At 40.0% G+C, this 24,045-nt stretch carries 18 protein-coding genes and 2 tRNA genes; 10 read left to right on the forward strand and 10 right to left on the reverse strand.

Annotated features, from left to right (window positions below; all coding sequences use genetic code 11):
* Genes PQO01_RS10635 through PQO01_RS10665 form a run of 7 tightly spaced genes read left to right on the forward strand, consistent with a single transcriptional unit; the run spans position 1 to position 8,916 of the window.
* Positions 1-888: a DUF58 domain-containing protein gene (locus tag PQO01_RS10635; RefSeq protein WP_274313988.1), complete on the forward strand. Its 888-nt coding sequence runs from the start codon at positions 1-3 to the stop codon at positions 886-888.
* Positions 878-1,702: a hypothetical protein gene (locus PQO01_RS10640; RefSeq protein ID WP_274313989.1), complete on the forward strand. Its 825-nt coding sequence runs from the start codon at positions 878-880 to the stop codon at positions 1,700-1,702. Before PQO01_RS10635 ends, PQO01_RS10640 begins: the two co-directional genes overlap by 11 nt.
* Complete coding sequence (locus PQO01_RS10645) at positions 1,699-2,724, forward strand: vWA domain-containing protein (RefSeq protein ID WP_274313990.1); 1,026 nt, start codon at positions 1,699-1,701, stop codon at positions 2,722-2,724. Before PQO01_RS10640 ends, PQO01_RS10645 begins: the two co-directional genes overlap by 4 nt.
* Positions 2,721-4,877, forward strand: coding sequence for a VWA domain-containing protein (locus tag PQO01_RS10650; protein ID WP_274313991.1), 2,157 nt, complete (start codon positions 2,721-2,723; stop codon positions 4,875-4,877). The genes PQO01_RS10645 and PQO01_RS10650 overlap by 4 nt, the downstream gene beginning before the upstream one ends.
* Positions 4,877-6,694 (forward strand): BatD family protein, encoded by a 1,818-nt coding sequence (locus PQO01_RS10655; RefSeq protein ID WP_274313992.1) that lies wholly within the window; start codon positions 4,877-4,879, stop codon positions 6,692-6,694. The genes PQO01_RS10650 and PQO01_RS10655 overlap by 1 nt, the downstream gene beginning before the upstream one ends.
* Positions 6,687-7,478, forward strand: coding sequence for a tetratricopeptide repeat protein (locus PQO01_RS10660; RefSeq protein WP_274313993.1), 792 nt, complete (start codon positions 6,687-6,689; stop codon positions 7,476-7,478). Before PQO01_RS10655 ends, PQO01_RS10660 begins: the two co-directional genes overlap by 8 nt.
* Positions 7,479-7,524: 46 nt before the next feature.
* Positions 7,525-8,916, forward strand: a complete 1,392-nt coding sequence (locus tag PQO01_RS10665) for an SLC13 family permease (protein ID WP_274313994.1) — start codon at positions 7,525-7,527, stop codon at positions 8,914-8,916.
* 199 nt (positions 8,917-9,115) lie between these two features.
* Here the strand turns inward: PQO01_RS10665 and PQO01_RS10670 are convergent.
* The 10 genes from PQO01_RS10670 to PQO01_RS10715 form a co-directional block, all read right to left on the reverse strand.
* Positions 9,116-9,191, reverse strand: a tRNA-Asn gene (locus PQO01_RS10670).
* Positions 9,192-9,206: 15 nt separating this feature from the next.
* A tRNA-Asn gene (locus tag PQO01_RS10675) sits at positions 9,207-9,282 on the reverse strand.
* 121 nt (positions 9,283-9,403) lie between these two features.
* Positions 9,404-11,125 carry a hypothetical protein gene (locus PQO01_RS10680; protein WP_274313995.1) on the reverse strand — a complete coding sequence of 574 codons (1,722 nt, stop codon included), beginning with the start codon at positions 11,123-11,125 and terminating at the stop codon, positions 9,404-9,406.
* Between the two features lie 108 nt (positions 11,126-11,233).
* Positions 11,234-11,824, reverse strand: a complete 591-nt coding sequence (locus PQO01_RS10685; protein WP_274313996.1) for an ATP-dependent Clp protease proteolytic subunit — start codon at positions 11,822-11,824, stop codon at positions 11,234-11,236.
* Positions 11,825-11,938: 114 nt separating this feature from the next.
* Positions 11,939-13,666 (reverse strand): hypothetical protein, encoded by a 1,728-nt coding sequence (locus PQO01_RS10690; RefSeq protein ID WP_274313997.1) that lies wholly within the window; start codon positions 13,664-13,666, stop codon positions 11,939-11,941.
* Entirely contained in the window at positions 13,666-15,306 is a 1,641-nt protein-coding gene (locus tag PQO01_RS10695; RefSeq protein WP_274313998.1) for an ABC transporter permease, read from the reverse strand. Before PQO01_RS10695 ends, PQO01_RS10690 begins: the two co-directional genes overlap by 1 nt.
* Positions 15,307-15,313: 7 nt before the next feature.
* Entirely contained in the window at positions 15,314-16,237 is a 924-nt protein-coding gene (locus PQO01_RS10700; RefSeq protein ID WP_274313999.1) for an ABC transporter ATP-binding protein, read from the reverse strand.
* Positions 16,234-18,414: a DUF7408 domain-containing protein gene (locus tag PQO01_RS10705; RefSeq protein WP_274314000.1), complete on the reverse strand. Its 2,181-nt coding sequence runs from the start codon at positions 18,412-18,414 to the stop codon at positions 16,234-16,236. The genes PQO01_RS10700 and PQO01_RS10705 overlap by 4 nt, the downstream gene beginning before the upstream one ends.
* A complete protein-coding gene (locus PQO01_RS10710; protein ID WP_274314001.1) occupies positions 18,411-20,561 on the reverse strand; it encodes an O-antigen ligase family protein in 2,151 nt (716 codons plus the stop codon). Before PQO01_RS10710 ends, PQO01_RS10705 begins: the two co-directional genes overlap by 4 nt.
* Before the next feature lie 29 nt (positions 20,562-20,590).
* Positions 20,591-21,475, reverse strand: a complete 885-nt coding sequence (locus PQO01_RS10715) for a PSP1 domain-containing protein (RefSeq protein ID WP_274314002.1) — start codon at positions 21,473-21,475, stop codon at positions 20,591-20,593.
* Between the two features lie 247 nt (positions 21,476-21,722).
* Here PQO01_RS10715 and PQO01_RS10720 point away from each other — a divergent pair, with 247 nt between their 5' ends.
* The 3 genes from PQO01_RS10720 to PQO01_RS10730 all read left to right on the forward strand — a co-directional run bounded on the left by PQO01_RS10720 (position 21,723) and on the right by PQO01_RS10730 (position 23,964).
* Positions 21,723-22,532 carry a c-type cytochrome gene (locus PQO01_RS10720; protein WP_274314003.1) on the forward strand — a complete coding sequence of 270 codons (810 nt, stop codon included), beginning with the start codon at positions 21,723-21,725 and terminating at the stop codon, positions 22,530-22,532.
* 74 nt (positions 22,533-22,606) lie between these two features.
* The gene (gene orn, locus PQO01_RS10725; protein WP_274314004.1) at positions 22,607-23,155 is read left to right on the forward strand and encodes an oligoribonuclease; all 549 of its coding nucleotides are present in this window, start codon (positions 22,607-22,609) and stop codon (positions 23,153-23,155) included.
* Positions 23,152-23,964, forward strand: coding sequence for a lipopolysaccharide kinase InaA family protein (locus PQO01_RS10730; protein WP_274314005.1), 813 nt, complete (start codon positions 23,152-23,154; stop codon positions 23,962-23,964). The genes orn and PQO01_RS10730 overlap by 4 nt, the downstream gene beginning before the upstream one ends.
* The last annotated feature ends 81 nt before the right edge of the window (positions 23,965-24,045 follow it).

Raw genomic sequence — 24,045 nt, forward strand, 5'->3', positions numbered from 1 at the left:
GTGACCCAAGAAGAACTAGAACGCCGAGTTCGACACATTCAAATTCATTGTCGACAACCCGTCAGCGAAATCCTTGCTGGTGAATACCGTAGTGCCTTCAAGGGCTCCGGAATTGAATTCGAAGGTGTGCGCCAGTATGAACATGGGGATGATATTCGCTCCATAAACTGGTCAGTTACTGCTCGTACGGGCAAGCCCCATGTCAAACAATTTATGGAAGAACGTGAACTCTCGCTTTTCTTTCTCATCGATGTTTCTGGCTCCGCCTATTTTGGATCTAGCGAAGATCGCAAAATTGATCTAATTGCTAAAATATTTGCCTTGTTAGCTTTTGCCGCTGCACATAATAATGACAACGTCGGCCTCATTCTATTTAGTGATCAAATTGAATTTGTGATTAATCCCCGCAAAGGGAAAAAGCATATCATGATGCTGATTTCTAAAATTCTTGAATTGAAACCAAAATCAAAGAAAACCAATATTGATCAAGCCTTAGATTACTTTAATCGCATCCGCCCCAAACGTTGTGTAGCTTTTGTCATCTCGGATTTCATGGACAAGAATTTTGAACGTACACTCGGAGATACAGCTCGTTTCCATGACCTCATTTGTGTCGATGTTAAAGATCAGCGTGAAATCACCATGCCTCAACATGGTATATTCCATTTTGTCGATGCCGAAAATGGTGCCTTGCAAACGATTGATTGTGCTGCTGAACAATTCCGCTCCACTTACCTAGAAGAGCACAAAAAGCAAGCCAAAGCAATGAAAACTCTGTGCCATGACATCAACGCAGATTATCTAAGCATTCACCTCGACGAGGACTTTATGCATAAAATCATTGGCTTTTTCCGTGCCCGAAGCGATAGGTCTGCCGATGCTAAATAGAGTATTCCCTCTAGTGCTTCTAGTGACATTATTATTCAGCTCATGTCAGAAAGCTAAAACCCCGAGCCAAAGCTTGCGTGCTGGTGAGCTCGAAGTCCTTTGGACTCCGAGTACTGATCAAATTAAGAGCACCGACTTACTAAGCTTCGAATTTACGGCGATTCACCCGCTAGGAAGTTTTGTGGAAGTTCAGCTTCTCGATAGTGATAATTTTGAGCTTTTTGAACTCGAAGAAATCGCTAGCCCCCCAGCTTCCCCAAGTAAATTACGCAGCCACTTCAAATTGCTGTTAGAACCTCCTGCACCCGGAAAATATACGACACCACAGGTCAGCCTAATATTGAAGAATAATTCTGGCATTATCAGCCAACTCAAGTCACCTGAGCAGGAAATCGAAATTCTTAGCATTAACCCACCCGAAGAATTTCAAACCGATCACCAAGGTTCACTCAAAGAACGACCTTCCAAATGGTTGTTATTGTGCCTCATTGTCTTGGCCCTCCCTTTTCTACCAAAAAAGAAAAAACAAGCGGATAAAATTATTCTAAAAATCAAAGCTGATGACCTCGATAAATGCGAAGCCACTTTTATGGCTATCGAGGAGATCCTAGAGAAAATCATGCGCTATAATTTCCTCGTCAAAGCTGATGATTTTAATAGCATGCTAGCGCAATTATCGCAGCAAGACGAAGCGCAAAGCAAACTCAAAGATTTTGTTGTGGATTATCAAACGCAACGTTTTTCTCCTCAATCTACCGAGCCCAGTAAAATCCTCGCGGATCTCAAAAAGCTATTTGAGGAGATCTGTCCATGACTTTTGAAACTCCCTATGCCTTTTTTCTTCTAGTTCTCATCCCAATTCTCGCCATCTACCAATGGCGTAGTAGACGCCGGCATGCCATCACTTTTTCTTCCACGGAAAACATGAGCCACGCCAAGAAGTCTTGGCGAATCCACCTACTATTTTTATTGCCTCTCACCCTACATTTGGCACTCATTAGTTTAATTTTTACTCTTGCCGATCCCATGACTGAAGTGACTAAAAAACGTCAAGATAGGCAGGGCATTGCCATTCAAGTCCTCGTCGATGTTTCTAGTAGTATGGATATCAACATGAAATATGGCGATGAACGCCTAACTCGTATGGATGTGGCAAAGATTGTTGTCGAAAAATTTATCGGTGGCGATGGCGATGAACTCAAGGGACGTCCCGATGACCTCATCGGCCTCATTACTTTTGCGCGTTACGCAGATACTATTGCCCCTCTCTCCTTGGCACACGAGGCTCTAGTCAGCATTGTTCAAGACGTCACTATTAATACTCGCCCCAATGAAGATGGCACCGCCTATGGTGATGCCACAGCTCTAGCGGCCGCCCAACTCGACCTCCTCCAAGGTGACCAAGATATAAAAAGTAAGATCATCATTTTATTGACCGATGGAGAAAATAACTGCGGTAACCATCTCCCTCTACAAGCTGCGAGTCTCGCAAAAGAATGGGGCATCAAGATTTATACCATCAGTATACAAAACAAACCTACTCCCGAACGTAAAAAAACGGATCAAGGGACTTTCTTTGTTCCACCCACTCCTAGCTCAGGTGACCAAGTCCTCAAAAAAATGGCCGAATCTACTGGTGGAGTCTTTCGTTTAGCTCACGATTACGATAGCCTGAAAAGTGTTTATAAAGAGATTAATAAGCTCGAAAAATCAAAACTCAAAGCCATTAGCTACACCGACAAATCCCCCGCTTTTAGCATTTTTTCTTTACTCTGCATTTTCTTTCTCTTTATTCATAGCCTTCTTAAATCCACGATCTTGCGGGTGTCGCCATGAATTCAATTTTAGCTCTACAATTCCTCGCACCAAAAATGGCTGTCTTATTTCCCATTTTAGCGCTCTTGATTTATCTGATGATTCATCAGCGTAAAAATAATCAAAAGGATTTACTCGCCTTCTCCCAGCTCAAGCTCAGCAATAACAAAGCGCAAAGCAAAGCCTTTTTACTTTGTTTCACCGTGGCCTGCCTAATTATTGCGCTCATGCGTCCCTCTTGGGGCAGCGAAGACAAGCTCCTCAAAAAAGATGGGCACTCAGTAGTTTTCATTCTCGATATCTCAAATAGTATGCGCGCCGAAGACGTTTATCCCAACCGTTTAGAGAAAGCCAAAAATCTGATTGCAGAATGTGTTTCCTCCCTAGAAGAACACCGCGTCGGACTCGTAGTTTTTGCGGGCTCCGCAAGTATTAAATGTCCACTAACTTTAGATTATGACTTTTTCCTAAAAATGCTCGATAGCGTCAGTTACGATAGTGTGGCTCATGGCGGCACGAGAATCGAAGATGCCTTAATGAAGACTTGCGACAAACTCTTTAGTGGCGACACCCAGCAACATAAAGATATTATCCTCATTTCCGATGGTGGTGATCAAGGTGAACTTTTGGACAAGGCAATTGAGACCGTCAATGAAAAGCAAGCTCGACTGATGCTAATCGGTATGGGAGACGAAAAAAATGGCGCCCCCATTCCAGAAGCAGAAGGGTCAGGCTATATGATGCACCAGGGGCGCGAAGTTTTAACTAAACTCGAGAGTAACACCATGCTTTACCTCAGTGAGCAATGTAAAAACGCCGTTTACCTTCCCCTTGGGACCAAACAGATGAATTTAGCTCGTATTTACCGTCAAATAAGTGAGCAGCAACTCACGCAAGAACTCTCCAAAAATGCCATCCAAGTCCCCATAGAACGCTTCAAAATATTCCTTTACTTAGCACTCATCTCCTTTTTACTGCTGCTCTACACCCCCAATTTCAAAATGGCAAAAACGAGTTCATTTATTGTCATCATGCTTTTGATGAGTCTCAGTCCTTTGCGAGCTCAGCAATTTTCTGCCGACGATTTAAAGGGCATGGATGAAGACATGAAAGAACTCATCATGGCCCAAGAGCAAGAAGAAGAGCTCGTGGAAACTCCAGAGATTCTCGCTTTACTCGAAAAACTCGAAGCCTTTCCCGAGTCCCTTGAACTCAACCGTGCACTCGCCGAAGAGTATGTAAAAGAAGAAGCCTACACGCAATCCTTTCATTACTACCGCCAAGCAATTGCTCTTGTCGACAAGCCCTATGCGGTTTGCTTACTGAGCTATAATTTAGCCAATGCCCATATCAAAGAAGCGCAAAGTGAAGAGGATTACTACACGGCAAAAAATTATATTCAGGATGCCATTCGACTCTATCGCAAAATTGTCCTTAGTCAGCCTCAAATCAAAAAAGCGATCTATAACTTAGAATTGAGCAAAACTTACCTGGCGCAAAGAACTCAGGAACAAGAAGAAGCTGAGGCACGTCAAGCTGCTTTAGAAGAGCAAATCCAAGCCATAAAAAAATTGTTGACTGAAGCCATTGCTGATGAGACTCAAGTGAAATCGAGTATCGAAGAATTATTAAGTCAGGAAAAAGAAATTTCCGAGCTCAAAAATAAACAGGTCCCCATTCAAGAGAATATTAAAAGCATTGATGAGAAGTTTATCCAAATGCAAAAAGAATTCTTCAATAGTCCCGAAGACCCCGATTTCCCCTTTGGTGAATCACAAGAACTCAGTCAAGCAGCACAGGCTAAAGGCATAGAATTAATTCAGGAACTAAGCGAAAACTTAGCTGAAAGCCCTGAAAAAAGTCAAAAAATTATCGATGACCTCACAAAGGCACTCGAATTGATGAATCAAGATCAACAACAGCAAGAACAGGATTCTGATGGCGAATCGCAAGAGGGTGAAGAAAGTGACGAATACGAAGAATCTGACGAAGAAGGTGAAGAAGGCGATGATGAAGCGATGCCTGATAGCTCCAAAATCGACTTAGGTCGCCAAGAGCTCCCTCCACCTGCAAAGAACCCTCAAGATATCATCAAAATGGAACAAGAACTTCAAAAAATTCGCGAGGCCAATAAAAAACCGGCCAAGCGTAGCAAGGTTGAAAAGGACTGGTAATGAAAAATTTATTTATCATCGTTTTACTGCTTTTCTCGAGTCTCATTCAGGCGGAGGAAACAGCAGTTGAAAGCGATCCCATCAAAGTGCACGCCACGAGCTCCACAAATACGTATTTTTTAGGCGAACAATTTTTTCTCGATATTATGCTCATGGGAAGTGATACGGTGTCTCCCTTCGAGGTCAATGAGCTCACGAGTTTTCAACATACGATCATCAGCCAAAAACCCATTCAGGTTCAAAATGAAAAAGCTTACCATATACGCTTGGCGCTGCTTCCCATCAAATCTGGTGAACTCACGATTCCAAGTCAAACTGTTATGATCGCCGACAAAAGCTATGAAACACAAGAATTAGTCATCAATGTCAAACGTCCTGAGATGAGTTCCGAAATCAAACTCGATGTTCAACTCTCCAATACCGATGTCTTTGTGGGTGAACCGATCTTGGCTACTGTTACCTGGTACACAGCTCTTCCCCTCTATGCTTTTAAGGCGGTAGATATCGAGATTCCCGTTTTACAAAACGCTTCTTTCCGCGTTTTAAATAGTAAAAATGAGCCCAATCCAAACGATAAAAATGCCATCGGCCTACCCGTTTCACAAAATCGCATCATTGCCTTGCGCGGTTCAACTAAAATTGGCGAAAAGGAATACGAATTCTTGCGTTTCCAACGCGTCATTATACCATTGAGTGCTGGCTCATTTGAACTCGGCGAAGCTCGTTTACTTTCCGTTTTCCCCAATAAACTCAAAACGACTCAACAGCAAAAACGTTGGCGTCCCACCTACCCTAGCTTTTTCAATAATAATTTTTTCGATAATGAGGTCAACAATAGCGACGTCAAAAAGCTCATGTGCCTTTCATCCGAATTATCTCTCAAAGTTAAAGAATTACCTTCTGCCGGACGCCCATCAGATTTCTATGGTCTTGTTGGCAAAGTCGATTTAACTGTCAAAGCAGATAAAGTTGTCCTAGAATCTGGTTCACCCATAAAATTGGAAATTGATCTAGCTAATCATGCCTTCCCCGAGATTTTGGAACTCCCCCAATTGGATCAGCAACTTCCCTTCACTCAAAATTTCAAATTACTGCCTAATAAGCGCATTGGTGAACTTCGCCAAGACGGTAAAAAGTTTGAGCGCACCTTGCGTCCCATCGATACCGATGTCAAAACTATCCCCACCATTCGCATTCCCTACTTTGACCCAAGTACTCAAACTTACGAAGTAGCCCAAAGTGAAGCCATTGCCATCAATGTAAGTGCCGCTAGTGAACTCACTGCTTTTGATGCCATTATTCAGGGCCCAAACAAACTCAAGAATCACTTGGAAGAAAACCCCGATGGCATCCGTCATAATAATCTATCGAATAGTATACTGAAAAACGACCCCTTAGTATCCAGTTGGATTTGGGCCTTCCTCATTCCCCCAGCTTTATTTCTCATTTTTTATCAAGCCACTGCTTATTCACGCTTATTAATCACCAATCCTGCCCGAGCCCATGCTATTCGCTCTTACCGCAATTTTAAATCTAAAGCTAAAGCCAAATCTAACGATGAGTTAAACCGACAACTCCAGGATTACTTCGCTCAACGTCTACAGCTCACCTCTGGTGCTATCATTTCCTCTGATCTAAAAGAACTTTTGAGTTCACATATAAGCCCCGAAGACTTCCAAGAGTTAAGTACCATACTCGATAGCCTGAAAATTCAGCGCTTTGCAAAAGATCACGACTCAAATATTGAACTCGATCAATTAATCCAACGAAGTCAAAGGATTATTCGACTTATCGAAAGGAGGCTCCCCAATGCCTAAATTCCTACTCTGCTTTATCTTTTTATGCACTTCGCTCTTTGCCGTGGAGTTAAATGAAAAGGATATCCTTACACAAGCTAATAATGACTTTGAACAAGCTAAAGTAGCCGCTTTACAAAACCCAGAAAACTCTGAAGAGCTCTACATCAAATCTATTAATAGCTACCGTTTTCTCATCGAAGAAAAAGGCTATAAAAATAGCCAACTCTACAACAACTTAGCCAACGTTTACTTTATGCATGGTGAAGCAGGTCTCGCCATCTTAAATTATCATCGTGCCCTACGTCTGGATCCCACTAATGCCGACATCTTTCACAACCTTAAATTCGCTCAACTGCAAACTAATGATGTCGTCCCCCAAAATACTTTCCAAGAAATACTGAACTTCATCTGCTTTTGGCATACTTGGAACCCCAAAACACGCTTGGGAATTTTCTTTGCATTCAATATCATCTTCTTCGCCTTGTGTGCCTATGCACTCAAGGATAAAAGTACTTGGATTAAAAAGTCACGTCTTTACGTCGGCTTAGTCACCCTCGCTTTTGCCATTTCCATTCTCATCAGTGTGTTTTCACTCGATCAAAATATTGATGGCGTCATTATTGCCAAAGAAACTAATCCTAGGCAAGGTAATGGTTATATCTACAATAATGCCTTCACCAATCCCCTACATGCCGGCACCGAATTCGCCCTCCTCGAAGATCGTGGCGAATGGTTGCACATCGAACTCCTCAATGGCTCCACCTGCTGGATTAAAAACTCCGACATCGCCCTTCTCAAGTAAGTTTAGTATGTTATAATTCTCAGTAAAATTAAATCTTAACTTACTGATGCATAAAACTTTTAGCTTAATCAAACAATACTCACTCTTCTTAGGTCCTCTCTTAGCCTGCCTCACTTGGGCACTGCTAAATCATTATACTTGGGCAAATGATGCCTGCTGGGCTGGTGCCATTGCCTGCCTTTGTGCTACTTGGTGGGTTTTTGAACCCATCCCTATCCCCGTCACCTCACTCATCCCACTAGCATGCTTTCCCACTCTCGGGGTCATGACTCACAAAGACGTTGCCCTTGCTTACGGACATAAACTGATACTTTTATTACTCGGTGGTTTTATCCTTTCGCGTGCTATGGAAAAGAGTGGCGCTCACAAAAAGATCGCGAGTGCCATCATTGAGCTCGTCGGCACCAATAGCAAACGACGCGTCATTTTCGCCTTTATGATTGCCTCTGCTTGCCTAAGTATGTGGATTTCTAATACTGCCACTACCCTGATGCTTTTACCCATTGCCTTAGCCGTTTTAACAAAGACAAAAGATCGCAGTATGGATATCCCCCTCCTACTCGGTTTAGCTTATGCTGCGAGTGTAGGGGGAATGGGTACACCCATTGGCACACCGCCAAACATCATTTTTATCAATGAATACCAAGCGACTACTTCTAAGGAGATTTCCTTTTTCTCTTGGATGAAAATGGCTCTTCCCGCCGTTATAATTGCTATCCCCATCATGTGCTTATATTTGACTCGCAAACTCAAAGGAAGTTTAGACTTCAAATTTTCTACAAAAGAGAAATGGACCACGGCACAACTCAGAACCCTCATTGTTTTCTCACTCACTGCATTAGCATGGATGACGCGTCAAGAACCTTTTGGGGGCTGGTCCACTTGGTTTAATTTACCCGGAGCCTACGATTCAAGTGTGGCACTTGTGGCCGTTATAGCCTTGTTCATGATCCCCAATGGAGAAAAGACTGGAGAGAAGCTCTTAGACTGGGAACACGCCAGAAACATTCCTTGGGGCATGCTCATCCTCTTTAGTGGTGGCGTTTGTATTGCCAATGCCTTCAAGCAAACAGGGCTAAGTCTTGCCTTAGGCGAACAAGTCACCTCGCTCGCTCAAGTCCCCCTCTTCATATCAGTTTTATGCATATGCTTAGCCGTCACCTTTTTAACCGAACTTACAAGTAATACGGCCAGTACCGTACTGCTCATGCCAGTCCTTGCTAGTGGTGCTCTCGCTTCAGGAACTGATCCCCTAGCCTTTATGCTCCCCGCCGTTTTTAGCGCGAGTTGCGCCTTCATGTTACCCGTAGCCACAGTACCAAATGCCGTTGTGTATGGTTCCGGAAAAATAACAATTGCCGACATGGCAAAAGAAGGCTTCTACCTCAACCTCATCATAGCCCTATGCCTCTCTATCTACTGCTTCATCATTCTCTAATTCGCAGGAAACCTTAGAGCTACTGTTCTAGCTCATCTTAGCTAATCTAAACCTTCAAGAGCGCATGAATTTGCACATTATAAACTAGTGATATAAAAGGGATCTTGGCAATTCGTGTATGTTTTATGTAAAAGGAAATCTAAAGTATAAATGAGCAGTTCATTATCTCTAGTTTTAAAGGGGGAAAGGAGGGAACAGATGGCTCCGCGAATAGGACTCGAACCTATGACAAAGAGATTAACAGTCTCCTGCTCTACCAACTGAGCTATCGCGGAACATCTGGGGTTACTTGGCTCCGCGAATAGGACTCGAACCTATGACAAAGAGATTAACAGTCTCCTGCTCTACCAACTGAGCTATCGCGGATTAGTAACGGGCACAACCATAACTTAAGCGGAAACTTTTACAAGCCCGAAAAATGAACTTTTTGCAGTGATTTTTAGCTTTTTTTTGAAAGTTGATTTTTTCGATGATTTCAAGTCAAAAACTAAGGAAGTGACGGTTGCTTTAATTCAAAAGAGATTTCCTTTTCATAAGGGTTCTTCTGCCTGCTATTCAGGCTCCCATCGAGAGATATAATCACATATGTTAGAAGTAATTCTTCAAAGGATTTAAACTCTTCATTTTCATTATTTTGTAACATTTCTTTATTGATATCCACATTGGGGAAACGACAGTAAATTTTAAATCTTTTTTGATCTCGTAAATCTTCGGCTGTTAGTTGAACAAAGATTTTTTTCTTGACTGATTGCTCTTTCCATTGCGCTATCAGTAAAGAAAACAGCTGCTCCCAAGTTTTTTGTGAACTTTGCACTGAAAAACCTTTACCAAGAAGATTTATATCAATATCATAACTCACATTTTCATTCTTGAGTTCATTAAATATTCTTTCAAAAACCTGATCTACCTCAACTTTTTGTAGTGGCTCCTGTTCTAATTCCTTATTCTGAAAAAGCTCTAAATCATTTAATAAGTTTAAAAGTTGTTGTTTTTCTAAAGAATCACTTCCTGCGAGTTTATTAAGCTTATAATGAATTTGCTCTAAGATTTTCCCAAGGGTCTCAAACTTCATTTCCGAATTTTTATTGAGCTTTCTCTCTTCATTTATTTCTGAAATGTTTATGAGCTGTTCATCTAGCTCTTTTTCTTTTTGTCGCAGAGTATTTAGTTCATCTTCTAAGCGATCTCGAGACAAACGCTCTTTAGTTACATCTGTAGCGACGATCACCCATCCGGATTCATCCTCTGCGACTCGAGAGTGTTTATTAATATGTAGTTTTAAAACAATATCCTCTCCATTTCTTTCGCGGATGATCTCCACCCTCTTACTAAATGAACTCTCTACAACCTCTGGGATTAATTCTTTTAAAGGACGCCGGGCATCGCTTTGATATTCCCCTGGACGATCTAAAGAAAACATACGCAAGGCAACTGGATTTAAATCCGTCACTTCTTCTTTAGAATTAACAATCAAAACCCCCTGCTCTGAAGATTGAAACAACTCATAAACTAAATCACCTAAAGAGAAGGGTAACATATAATATTTTGATATGGCTCGATGCATACAATAAGCCATAATTGCAATGGTCGAGCCTGCCGCTTGGATAGTTGATCCCTCTCCCATAAAGTGAGGCGCTATTAAATCGGTATACATCCCTACATACAGAACAAAACAGCACCCTGCTATCATCAACTTGCGTTGCGATCGTTCATTTTTATCTTTTGCCGTTTTAAAATTAAGCAAAATACAGAGTGCGTACTGCGCCGGAGCAAAAATACATACTATGGCAGCAGGTATAAATAATAAACCCGGCTCATGACGTAAGCCCCACCATACAGGTGTATAGGAATAGACCATAAAGGGCGTAAACACTCCCACCAGCGACACCGTTAAGGGAATAACATAGAAATTCTTATAAAACCAATCTTCTGTCTTACCCACCATAGAGTAGATAAAGCGCATAAAAAAGTAGGCTAAAAAGACATAAGAGGGTACCTGTAAGCGATAAATCGTCATAGTAAACTGATGAGGCATTTGGGACCAGTTCCAGTTAATAAAGTCACAAAAGGTCCACATCGTTACGCAAGTCATGAAATAAACATAGTCGCGATGGACTCTCTTAGACATACCTCGGTGCAAGCCCACACCCAGTAAAACTGCGTTACTTAAGAATGCGATAAAAGGTAAAAATGAATAAATATTTGACATGTAATTTGTTCTCCCTACCCTATGAATTGAACTTCGGAATGTATTTATTCAAGTCACAAAAAAAGCCTTCCATTGGGAAGGCTTTTAATTAATAGCTTTTTGAAAGAATTATTTCAGCATTGCGAATGAAGTAATAACTTTCGAAACCATACCATATGATTTTGCTTCGGCTGGACTCATCCAAAAATCACGATCGGCATCTTTGCTGACTTCTTCTAAAGATTTCTTACATACATCTGCTACAATTTGATTGTAGCGTACGCGAGTTTTATTGATCTCATCGGCAGTAATTTCGATATCTGAAGCTGTACCTCTAACACCTGTACTCGGTTGGTGAAGCATAAAGCGAGAATTAGGTAGAGAGAAGTTTTTACCTTTTTTAGCCGCTAAGAAAATTAAAATAGCCGCACTAGCACACATACCACTACAAACAGTGTAAACTGGTGCTTTAAAGAACTTTAACATATCATAAATCGTAAAGCCTGAATCTGCACAGCCTCCGCCAGAATTGATATAAACATAGATAGGCTCTTTTTCAGAACGCTTATTTAATAAGATCAACTGACTTAAAACTCGTCTCGACAACTCAGGAGAGATTTCTTCTGCAATGATAATTGTACGAGTATCGAGCATCTCTTTCATCATGCCTACTGGCTCTTGCTCACTTTTCTTTTCTTCATCTTTTAAACGAAAATACATTTTAACTCCTTAAATTTTGAATATAGGCAACAATAGGCTGAATTTTACATTTTCCAACAGTTCAAGACGAGCTTGAGAGCGGAAAAATAAGTTCTTCGTAGTTGGACTGACAAGTTAGCGAATCGGCCTATCTATGAGCCTTATGGCTAAAGACTTCGTATAAAAATAATTTTGACTTTGTTTTTGACCTTTCAAGATGCGTTCTGCCATATCTAAAACCTGATCAAAGCTATCGCTATACTCGAGACCTTCCTCTTTTTGCCATTCAACGAATTCCTGAACCTCTTTAAACATACGTTGACCTTCACTCGAGCCAGCTTTTGCCCAGCGAGCTAAACATAAATACGCATTTTGACGCACATATGCTGGATCAAAAACGTTTTCACTCATTGGGACTTTAACCAATTTCGTGGTAATCAATTTCTTTAGCTCAAATAAGTTTTGGTTATTCACATGTTCACTTTTGGTCATTGCCCAAATCATATAAGCTCGCACCGTTGAAGTTGGCTGAGGGTTTTTCTTGCCATCTTTTCTATTCTTTAAACCTGGAGTAATAAGTTTCGCAAAGTCGACTTTAGGGTTGTGGGCCATACCATCAAACAGTGCTTGACGTATATTCATATCACTATCTTGTGAGTACTTCACCAACTTTTGTATACCTGATTGTTTTGCGGAGGCCGCAAGATAAAAAACGGCTCCTTGACGATTAATGACATCACGACTTTTGAGTTGTTTACTCACAAACTGATTATCTACCAAATATTTCATGACACCAAGGTAACGCATTCCTGCAGCAACAATGCCTGGATTAGAACTTTCATTAATTAATTTAATGGTACTCTGGTGACCATAGGACAAAGCCTGATCTTCCATAACACCCAATTTAACCATATTAACTGCATCCGCATTATTCTTAAGTATACAAAAGTTCTTTTGTAAATCAGCAGGGATGGGATGTTCGTTAAAGAGTCCACTTGCAATAACTCCAGCGGTTTCTGGGAGTGTATATAACTTGGGCAATAAATAAGCCATATTATTTTTATTTTCTACCAAAAATGAAGTCGCCGAGATTTTTACTTCTTCGCTTGCATTGGGCAAAACTTCTTTGGCGACATCATCAAAACTTTTATTCCAACCTAACTCTTTCATACGCACAAAGGCTTGAGATGCAAATTTCTTAGATCTTGCTTGTTTAACTAAAAAGCTCTTCGATGTCGTGGAGGCAATAAATTCACTTCTGTGATAATCACTTTCACATTTTGCATAGGCACTGTCATTAGCTAAGCGTGCTAATTGACGAAGGATCAGTAATTTTTGATAATCTTCTTGAACTTTACCAAGAGCTGACATCAAGGTTTTTGAATCGGAAACATTCTTTGCCAAGCAGGCAAGTAATAAGTATTCTTCCGAACGACTTAGATAATCACTCAATTCATTCGGCTTAAGATTTCTTGCGAGAACCGCAAAAGCATCCAAGGTATATTCCTTGTCTTTAGCTATGTTTTTGAGGCGATCTAAATTAACTACACTCTGTTTCATATACACCAAGCACGATAGTATTTGATGCTTCACCAGTTGATTTTTTTCCATCGCAAAAAGTTCTAATAAAGCCGCCGATAACTCTTGGCTCTGAGTGACTTTACCCATCTCTGACAACAAAGTTTTTTTCTCATTTATATTATAATGAGGCCATTGTTTAATCGCCATTTTCAAAAGAGATTGATTCAACTCATAATGTGTGTAATGACTTGGGTAATCCTGTGAAAGAATTGGTCGTTCAATTACGATTTCTTGGTAATCAGGCACCTGTACCTGAATTCCGGCTAACAACATTGCAATCATTAGGCTTTCCTCCTACTCATTAACTGTCCAACTTTAATTGCACCTAAAATCGACAACACAGCGGAAACTATAATTAAAAATAATACATTAATTTGCCAAAATGAGCCTTCTAGAAAATCGGTAAACATGCGATCTGTGTTGCGTAAACCACCTGCGACGGGATTTAACATCAAAATTTTACGCATGAGTTCCTCACCCAATTTATCGGCAAATAATAAAACTGATAAGCTGCCTACTGTTAATGTGAAGGCAAAAATATACGATGCTGCAGTTGCTCCGGCACTCGTTTTTGAGATCGAAGAGAAAAATAAACCGGCACAAATGAAACAAAGTGATGTACTGGCAAGTAACCAAATCATCGGCAACAAGTTGCCTCCCCTACCGTCTTGGAGGAAGTTCAAACTGAAAATGACGGGAATACTGCAAGCCATGATGAAGAAGATATAGATGAAGCCAGCGTAAAGTTTTCCCATCACGTAGCGAAAAGCACCAATACGACTCATACGAATAAATAATAAGTTTCCTGAATTCACATCTTCTGATATTGAGCTCGCACAAACGCCCGGCGCAATTAATACAGTCAAACCCAGTTGATAAATTACCGCGCCATATTCTACAGAATTCTGTCCCAAATGAGTAGCGTAACCACTTGAGAGGACAATTAATAACACAATGCTTATGGCATTACAGGTCGAAAAAGTCCATAAAAGGAAACGAGGATTACCCAGTGTTTTACTGCGTAATTCCGCCATGAAAACTGGATTAATTAACAAAGGGGTTAAACGCTTGGTAGCGGACGTATCAAAAATAAACATCAGTTTGTAGAACAAGCTCTTGCCTTCTTTAACTCTGCTCTGTCTCGCCTTGCTCTGATTACGAGATAGTAATTTGACTCTAAAGACAAAACATGAAATAAGAAATACAATCACATTAAAGCCTAAGAACTTTAAGGTATTATCTCCCATACCACCACCTAAGAGTGTTCTATGTTCGCTGTAAACGAGTTGATAGAGAGCATCAAAAGGACTAAATGAACGTATCAGCTCGAGCGTTGGCTTTAAATTTTGTTGGCTCAAAAGTAGATCGGGGAGAAACACAGCACCACTCATTAAAGCCACTAATAAATAGGCTCTTATAAGGGCAGAGTTACTACTACTAGCACTCGCAGAAACAGCTAAACAAACTCCACCGTAACAAACCGCTGAAATCAAAATAATGATTTGCCCTTGTAACAAAACCTCTGCATTTACGCCACCTGACAAAAGGCACAAAGAACTAATGGGAAGAAAAAACAAAACCATTAACACTTGCATTGTTATGACCGCAAATAGCTTACCAAACATTATATCGCCAGGCTTTAACATGGTGGTGATTAACATCACAAATCGGTTCTTTTCTTTTTCGTCAGAGACCGAACAGGCACACAGAGCCGGAACAAAAGCCAAGATAATCGCTAAGTTAAGTAGTAGAATGATAGAAAAAATATGTCTTCCCGAAGCTCTAATCACTGAAAAGACATCGCTTTCTGGCCATAATAAGCAGAGAAAACCCGCCATCACCAAGAAGGCAAAGAAAACAAAACTCTGAAGACGTACATCCCGCAGATATTGCTTTAGTTCGTGTATAAATATTGTATACATCCGCGACCTACTTAGCTGCTAGCTGCATAAACATTTCTTCTAACTCTAACTCTTGAAGTTTAAATGAGTTAACACGAATATTATTTTCAATGAGGTAAGCTAAAACCCTGGCACCTAAATCCTCTTCTTTCTTGCAAGAAAAAGAAATTTGTTGCTCACGAATCTGCACCTCGTTGATCGAGCCCATATTTACTAAAGTTTCTTTTGCTCGACCTAAATCTTCACCATGGACTTCAATAACATAAGTTTTCTTATCAGTTAATGACTCCGTGATTTCTTCCAACTTACCAAAGGCTTCCATATTGCCTTTATTTATAATGCCCACCAAATCACACATATTCCCCAAATCTGGCAGTATATGAGAAGACAAAATGATAGTTTTGCCCAAATTCTTCAATTCACAAACGACCTCGCGCATCTCTATGCGTGCTTGCGGGTCAAGACCACCGGCGGGTTCATCAAGAATTAAAACTTTAGGATCAGGTAGAATTGTTTTTGCCAAACCAACTCGCTGGCGCATCCCTCTCGAAAGTGATGCTACTTGATAATCGACCATATCTTCTGATCTTGTGAGTTCTAAGGCATTGAGAATTCTTTCTTTTCTCAATTTACGCGGGATGCGATAAGCAGCTCCGAAAAAATCTAAATATTGCCAAACCGTCATGCGGTCATACACACCAAAGATATCGGGCATGTAACCAACACTCTGCTTTAATTTCTTTAAATTGCGTGGTTTAACGGGAATCCCATCAATCGTTGCACTACCACTATCAGGGTCCATTAAACCTGTCAATATTTTGAAGGTTGTCGTTTTCCCAGCACCATTATGACCAACGAAGCCCATAATCGAGCCTTCTGGAACTGTAAAAGTAAGATTGTTAACGCCTCGGCCAGAACCAAAAGACTTGCTTAGTGAGTTTAATTCAATCATGGTAGTTCTCCCTTTAGGCTAATATTAAATTCTTTTAATGTAAATTCTTTTATTGTTTGGAGTCCTGATTTCGACTCAAATGCTATTTCCATATCAAAGTATAATTCATTTATATCTCTAGCTTTTTGCAAAGAGTAGTTAAGTTCATCTCCATTGAAAGCTTTTCGTTTTTTACCTTCTATTAAAGAAATTTTTGCAGGAAAGGATGAATCAATCTTAAATTTAAGCATTAAGTCCTTAACTTTTAAACCTGAAAGCTCTACTGGTACCTGAAGTCTAAAACCGCAACGGTAAATCCCTCCCGTTGCTGTTTTTGTAATCATATTTCGATTAATGTCCCATAAGTTCTGGAAGTCGGTAAAAGCGATCCCTACAAATTCACTCGGGACCAACACTTTCTTTGATTTGGCTTTCAAGACTACTGGACGCGCTGTAATACGCCCCTTGCCATCATCATTTAGCTTGTTTTTATAGAGGACGACTTGGGTGCGTCCTAAGCCTTTAAGTAAAGGCTCTACGATTGCCTCATTAAAGTCGTTGTCTCCCAATAGGATCGAGCCATTATTACCTAATAACACGGCCTCTATATCATGGTTCTTGGAGTTTACACCTGATTCATCAAGAGTAATGGTTAAAGGCTTTTCAATATTATCGAGAGTAGGTAGCGTCCACTCGGCAAAACTTCTCCAAGTTTCTGCCTCAACCTCTGTCCCTGATAAGCTTATTTTTTCCTTGTCGGCACCAATATTCAAGAAATTCACACTAAGCCCCTGAATATCAACTTCTGTTTTTTGATTCTTATTTGTTGAGGTCACACTCATCATTCGAGAACCAGGAGCTTTGGCTTTTTCATAAGTACTTAAACTTAACAAGCGCGACTCCCCCATCTTAGCGTTAAAATCCAAATTTCCAGCCTCAATTTCATACAGACTAAATACTCCTTCTTGTAAACCATCTCTTACTAAATGAGCATATTCTAATTGTAAGTTTTTCGATGAAGAAGGCACATTAATCATTTTATCTTTTGAAGAAATCAGATATAAGCTAAAAGCAATTGAGACTGTCGCTACTAGGGCCCAAGAATACTGGACTTTTTTCAAGATCCTCGCTAACACAAAAATAGCAAAAACACATGCACCATAAATTAAAAGTATCATAAATAGACCACTACTTTTCGGCGCCACCATCCCACTCATACTCGAGGTATAGCGCTCTAGACTCGAATCACCTTTATCTGATGGTAAAACAAGACGTCGACTATAGTTTGTAAAAAACTTCATAAACTCAGCCATATCTTTACTATGAGAAGCTAGTGATTCTTGCGCTAAAGGAATAGCGTAGAAAAAGCTCAACCCTAAGCCCACCGCTCTCGATGCAACTAAGGGATCATTTTGATCCTTTAGCATTACGTAGCTATCTTCAAAAAGTTTTACTTGCATAAAGTCGAAGCCCTGAGGCTCAATCAAATTTGCGTAAGCTTTTTTTAGCATTAATCGACTCTTATTCTTTTTCGTCAAAGATAAGAACTGCGCTGGCAACAAATCCCCATAGCCCAAATCATAAATATGATTAATGCTCTCTGGGTGTGTAAACAAAATACTACCGCCATTATGAACATACTGAGAAATCACCTGTAAGGCTGATTTACTAAGCTGAGCTTTTGGAGGGTTATTGATGATAAATAAATCTACATTCTTTAATGCCACCCAATTGGTAGGTACAGTCGCAACTGTATTAACAACTCTTTGTGAAGATTTAAAAAAGGAGGATTTTAAATAATTTGTATCGAGTAGATCATCTAAGATTAGTATTGTTTCAACATTCTGACTAAAGACCTTAACCTTCACTTGGTTGATTTGGCGTCCACCTTGTTTTAACTGTAACTGCATCTCACGGCAATTGGCATCAAGTTTAAAAGGAAAGTCCCTTATCGAATGAGATTTTGGCGCTAATGAGAATTTATAAGACCAAGTATTTAAGGGGTAGGACGAATTAAAAAACACTAAATCAACGTCGGCCCGTTTATTCGACCGGTTCTCAAAACTAGCGCTCATCACAACGGCACTTTGTGAGCCGACTTTCATGGTCCCGTTTTGCTTAATAAAAGCATTGGTTAATTTTAAGTCCTGGGCTACAACAAGTGTAGTCATCAAAACTAAATATAATAAATACTTCACACTCTCTCCTTAAGCTGCTCGAGCAACTTCGTTACTTTTTCATACTGACCTAACAGTTCTTCATCATCTTTAAATTCTCTTAACAGAAATAAATTCAATTGTTTCATTTTAGCTGAGAGTTCAAATAATTGTTTCTCTTGCTCTTCACTAAGCTTTCTACCTTGACGTAAATTAAACCGAATTCCCGCCATAGATATTTCACTTAATTGTATATGGCTTAATAATTCCTGCCTTTTAAAATCAAAACCCAACCTACGGTAATAATCGCCATAGCGAAGGACCATGTTATGCCCTCTACGACTATCAGGACTAAGTGCCAAACCATCCGCCAAGCTTGACATCACCAATTGTGGAGATTTCTTCCTTTGAAACTGTAACTCCGCTAAACTTAGATAATTGAGCCCATAACGGGGTTCGCTTTTAATGGCTTTCTCCATAGACCTTTCAGACTCAAGGAGGTATTGCTCCATCGCGACCTTATCTACCGCTACGCCTTGCTCAAGAAGGTACTTTTGTCTAAAGTACATGATCATTAATTTCTTACTGGCCATCTTCCATATATCTGGCCTCTCCATCAACTCATCGAGCACTTCACATTCTTTGACAATCATTTCAGCTGACAAGAAACTTGGATCACCTAAAACTCCACAAGAAACGCAATAAGCTAAGTTATCCTGCTGTAATTCTTCGAGGCAATAATCACATTTACTCAGGTCATTGTTAGCGACTTTAGCAAAACGGTAATCAATCAAAGCGCCACCAAAAAACTTATCATGTGTCAGTGAAAAGCGATGTAAAGAATACATGTCTTTGACAAACAGAAATACACTCACAGAAAGACATAGAATCACAATATTGATTCCCGTGCTGGTTTTCTTTCCGAGTATTTGCTCATCACTTTTTGGACGTTCAATCAAAGCCAACATTACTGCAAAAGTCGCTAATGTTCCTGGAATAAAAAAATTGAAGTCTAACTGGGCGTGAATAAACCAAGCTAGCAAGCCCCAGAGAATAAAGTGGTTTAGGGTCCATTTACCTTTATCCAGTATACGAATAATATAGATAAAACTTGCCATAAATAATAAGAAGGCTAAAAGCCCTGGAATTCCACATTGTCCGAGAAGAGTCATAGACATACTATGAGGCAATACAGCTCCTTCTGCTCCGGGGATTTTCCCTAACAAGTAATCATTGCGAAACTCCCCAATACCTGCTCCTAAAGGTTTGTCTGATAACATAGATAAACTTACTCTCGCATATTCACCTCTAACTATTACAGAACCTATTTTAGATAATGTTGGGAGACTGACAAGAGAAAGTAGGAACACCGACAGCCAAATCGAATATTTCTTTTTATTTGTTAAATTGAGTGACAGTGTTATCAGGGTTGCAATAAAGAAGGCCACAAAAGCACCACGACTACGCGTCAAGATTAAACATGATATTAATGGCATCATGAATATTACTGTCCATAATAAAACACGTTTATTATCTGCTATAAAGGAATTAAGGATATGCCTCGTCATATAGAGAAAAACCCCGAAAACCAAGACTAAATGAGCGGCATAACTATTTGATAAAACAAAATCGGCATAGAGTAAAGTTTCTTGCGCCCGACCTTTAAAGTCGCCCAAATTAACAGATGAAGATTGCTCTATACTTTGAACGTTTTGTTGGAAGCCATAAAAATACTGATAAAGCCCATTGAAAATTGATTTGCAACTACCGCAAAAAATAGCCCCTAAAAACATGAGGCGCATTTTGGGTTTCTGATTAACAATAATCCATACAGATAGGGCTAAAGCAAAAACCATAACCACATGACTAATATATTGATTTAAGAAGGCCTTTTCAGTCGTTCTAATTCCCCCAGGAAACAAAGCTAATATGAGAGCAAACCATGGAACTAAAAAATAACTCTGCCTCAGTTCATTTTTAGAACGCTGAGGATAAACGACCACTGTAAAAATCAAACAAAGTAGCGACGCAATTGTCAATATTTGTAAAGGCCATGCTGAAGTATAAATCCATGAAAACAAATCTAATGGGCTAAGTTCTACTGCATTCTGCCCGAAGTTTAAGCCAAAATATAGAGGGCAAAAAAACAATAGCAGCGATATACATAGGACTAATACTCTTTCTGCCAATTTTAAATCCTGAAAACGATTAAGCACCATTACTCCCCACAGCTATCGCAATCACTTGTCGAACAAGATGAATCGGTGGAGCAATCATCCCCGCAAGCGCCCTCTTTCGTGTCAACTAAATCATCCAACTGCTCTCGTGAAACATTCATCACTCGACCATCTTGTTTGACACGTACAAGAACAGAGCGATTCAATAAGGTCGTATCTAACACGCGTGCTTCTTGACCTCTAACCATGATTTTACTTCCATGTAAAGGCATATCTTCGGAAAATAATTGATAACCTTCGTACTCAAACGCTAAACAACATTTTAAACGACCACACTGACCAGATATAATATTATTATTTAAGGACAAGTGCTGCTCCTTAGCCATCCGCACATTAACACTTTGAAATTCGTGTATCCATGAAGTGCAACATAGAACCCGACCACATGTACCAATGCCACCTCTCATTTTAGCAACATCGCGAACTCCAACTTGGCGCATCTCAATTTTCATTCCTAAACTAGAAGCTAACTCTCTAACCAGTTGTCTAAAATCAACCCGCTTTGGCGACAAAAAGCGAATCACCGCTCTTTTTCGATCAAAAGAAATATGAGCATCGACCATTGAGATATCTAAACTTGATCGCTCAATGATTTTTTCTGCTTTCTGAGAAGAGGTACGATTAAAACGATGATTTTCATTGGCTTTATTTTGATCTTGTAAGGTAGCCCGGCGTAAAACTTGAGGCATACTCTCTGCGTCTGCCTCGATTGGCAACTCTCCTCGACAATGGACAACTCGTGCATATTCTTTATATACACCAAAGTCCAAAACGACTGCATCATTCTTTTTCAATTTCTGGTTTTCTAAGCCTAGGCAATCAGTACGAATACCAGACTCTAACCAAACTTCATAAACTAACTTCATTAAATTCCCTGTTTGACGTCGGTTCTTAGGATAAAACTTTTAGAGTGAAAAGCAATACTTGACCGTATGATTAGACCTTAAAGCCTAAAAATAAGTCACTACTTTTATGAAGTTTTTCTACATAGCTAATAAATCATGTTTATTTAAGCTTGCTTTTTCGTTTAAAAAAATATTGACAAGCGCAAGTTCCGTTTTAATTTCATTAACAGAATTTAAATAGTACATACACAATCAAAGGATAAAAATCATGTCTAGCAAACCAAAAAACACTGGTGGCCCTTTAGTTCTCGCTTTCACCGCAGTTCTAGTTGTAATGTTATTTGTAGGCTTCAAAGGCCTCGCAAAAACAGCTAAAGAAAGTTACGCAAAAAACCAAGCTACTATTACAGAGATCCAAGAGCAGCAAGCCAAAGAGCTTAAATCACGTTCAGAAAAAGCTCAAGCTGCTATTGCTCAACAAGAAGACATGAAAGCCCAAGCTGCTTCACCCGTAGCTGGTGCCAATGCCGAATTAGGTAAAGCTAAGTACGCTCTATGTGCTACTTGTCACGGACAAAACGGCGAAGGCATGGCTGCTTTAAAATCACCTGCTCTTGCTGGTCAAAGTGCAGACTACATCATTCGTCAGCTACAAAACTTCAAACATGGTGTTCGCGGTGCTGACCCCGCTAAAGATATGGCAGGCGCACAAATGGCTCCTATGGCTAAAATGCTTTCTGAAGAAGATATGAAAAATATTGCAGCTCACATTGGCACACTCACTGGTAAAGCTGTTCACACACTCACTGGTGATGCCGCTGCAGGTAAAGCGAAGTATGCACTTTGCGCAACTTGTCACGGACCAAATGCTGAAGGTGTTCCAGCAATGAAATCTCCTGGCTTAACTAACCTCCCCGACTATTATGTAGTAACACAGCTCAAGAACTTCAAACATGGTGTTCGCGGTGCTGATCCTTCAAAAGACATGCAAGGATCGATGATGGCTCCTATGGCTAAAATGCTTTCTGAAGAAGACATGAATAACATAGCTGCTTACATCAAAACTTTAGCTAAATAATTTAGTACAGCACATTCTTTTAGGAGCACTTAGGTGCTCCTTTTTTTTTAAAAAAAGCATCTTAAGGCTAATCAATGAGTAAACTCTTCTGGATTGATATGGAAATGACTGGTTTGGACTTAGAAACCAACCGTATCCTAGAAATAGCTATACTCATCACCGATCACAAGCTCGACATAATTGATCGCTTTCAAGCCGTTATAAGGACTCCACAGTCTATCATTGATGGAATGGATGAATGGAACACTCGAACTCATACGGCCAATGGCCTCGCTAAAGAAGCAATTAATGGACGTTTCATACAAGAAGTCGAGATTGACCTACTCAAACTTGCCGACAAACATTTTTCAAACAAACAAATATTTTTATGCGGCAGTTCATTAAGCCTAGATCGTATGTTCATTGAAAAATTCATGCCGAGTTTCGCAAAAAAACTCCACTACCGCATTGTTGACGTCTCTTCCTGGAAAGCCATTTTTCAAACTTTCTTGGATTTGCGCTTTCATAAACAAGATGCTCATCGCGCGATGAATGATATCGAAGAATCCATCCGTGAGCTAAAGCTTTACCTCTCCTATATTGATTCTGAAAAGTTACCCGAAGTACTCAATTTAAGCTTATGAAATTATTACCATGCCTCCATGGGACATTTACACATTACGAAAAACCATGGGAAACTGAACTTAAGAGTCTAGGAATTTTACCAACAGTTCCTTGGACCGAAATCAAAGCAGGAACACAAGTCAGTGGAAGCAAGAGAGTAAACTGCTTCCTCGTTGAAAAAAATGGTAAAAAAGCCTTTTTCAAAACCTACCAACTTCACGATAAATTTTGGGAATTTTTCTTAAGACCTTCCAAATGTCTTACAGAAGTACGCAATTATTTGATCATGAAAAAAATCGGCATCCCATGCCCGCAAGTCATTGCTTATGGTGAACGCCGAAACATAGCAAGCCTTCACGAAAATTTTATTGTAACAGAGGCAATTGAAGACGCAGAGGACTTGAGTGACTACGCTGAAAAATGGCACACCATAAAAGACGCAAGTGAAAAAAACGAGATCTACCGTTCTCTATCCAAAGAAATCCTCAAACAAACTCTAACTGCCCACAACAACAACTTCTTCCATTTTGACCTTCATTGGCGGAATATACTCATCAAGAAAAATAAAGATAGACAATGGCAATCTTTTTGGATTGATAGCCCTCGTGGCCGCACCATGAACTTTAATTCTCAGCGAGGTCGAATCGTTGATCTATCCTGCCTAGCACGCCTTGCGATCTATTACTTGTCAAATACACAACGATATCGCTTCATTTGTGACTACCTTCAAGTATCTGGAGGGCCAAAGGCCAAAGCACTTTTTAGAGATATTGACTCACGTTTATCTAGACGCCCTCCACCTCCCCCCAAAAGCATGAAAAAATCATAGATTTTTCAAGTCATATTCCATTCTAGGACTTTAACTTATTTCGCATGGTTGAAACTTAAGGACATGGGAACTTATATACTT

The organism is Lentisphaera marina (assembly GCF_028745505.1).
Lineage (GTDB): Bacteria > Verrucomicrobiota > Lentisphaeria > Lentisphaerales > Lentisphaeraceae > Lentisphaera > Lentisphaera marina.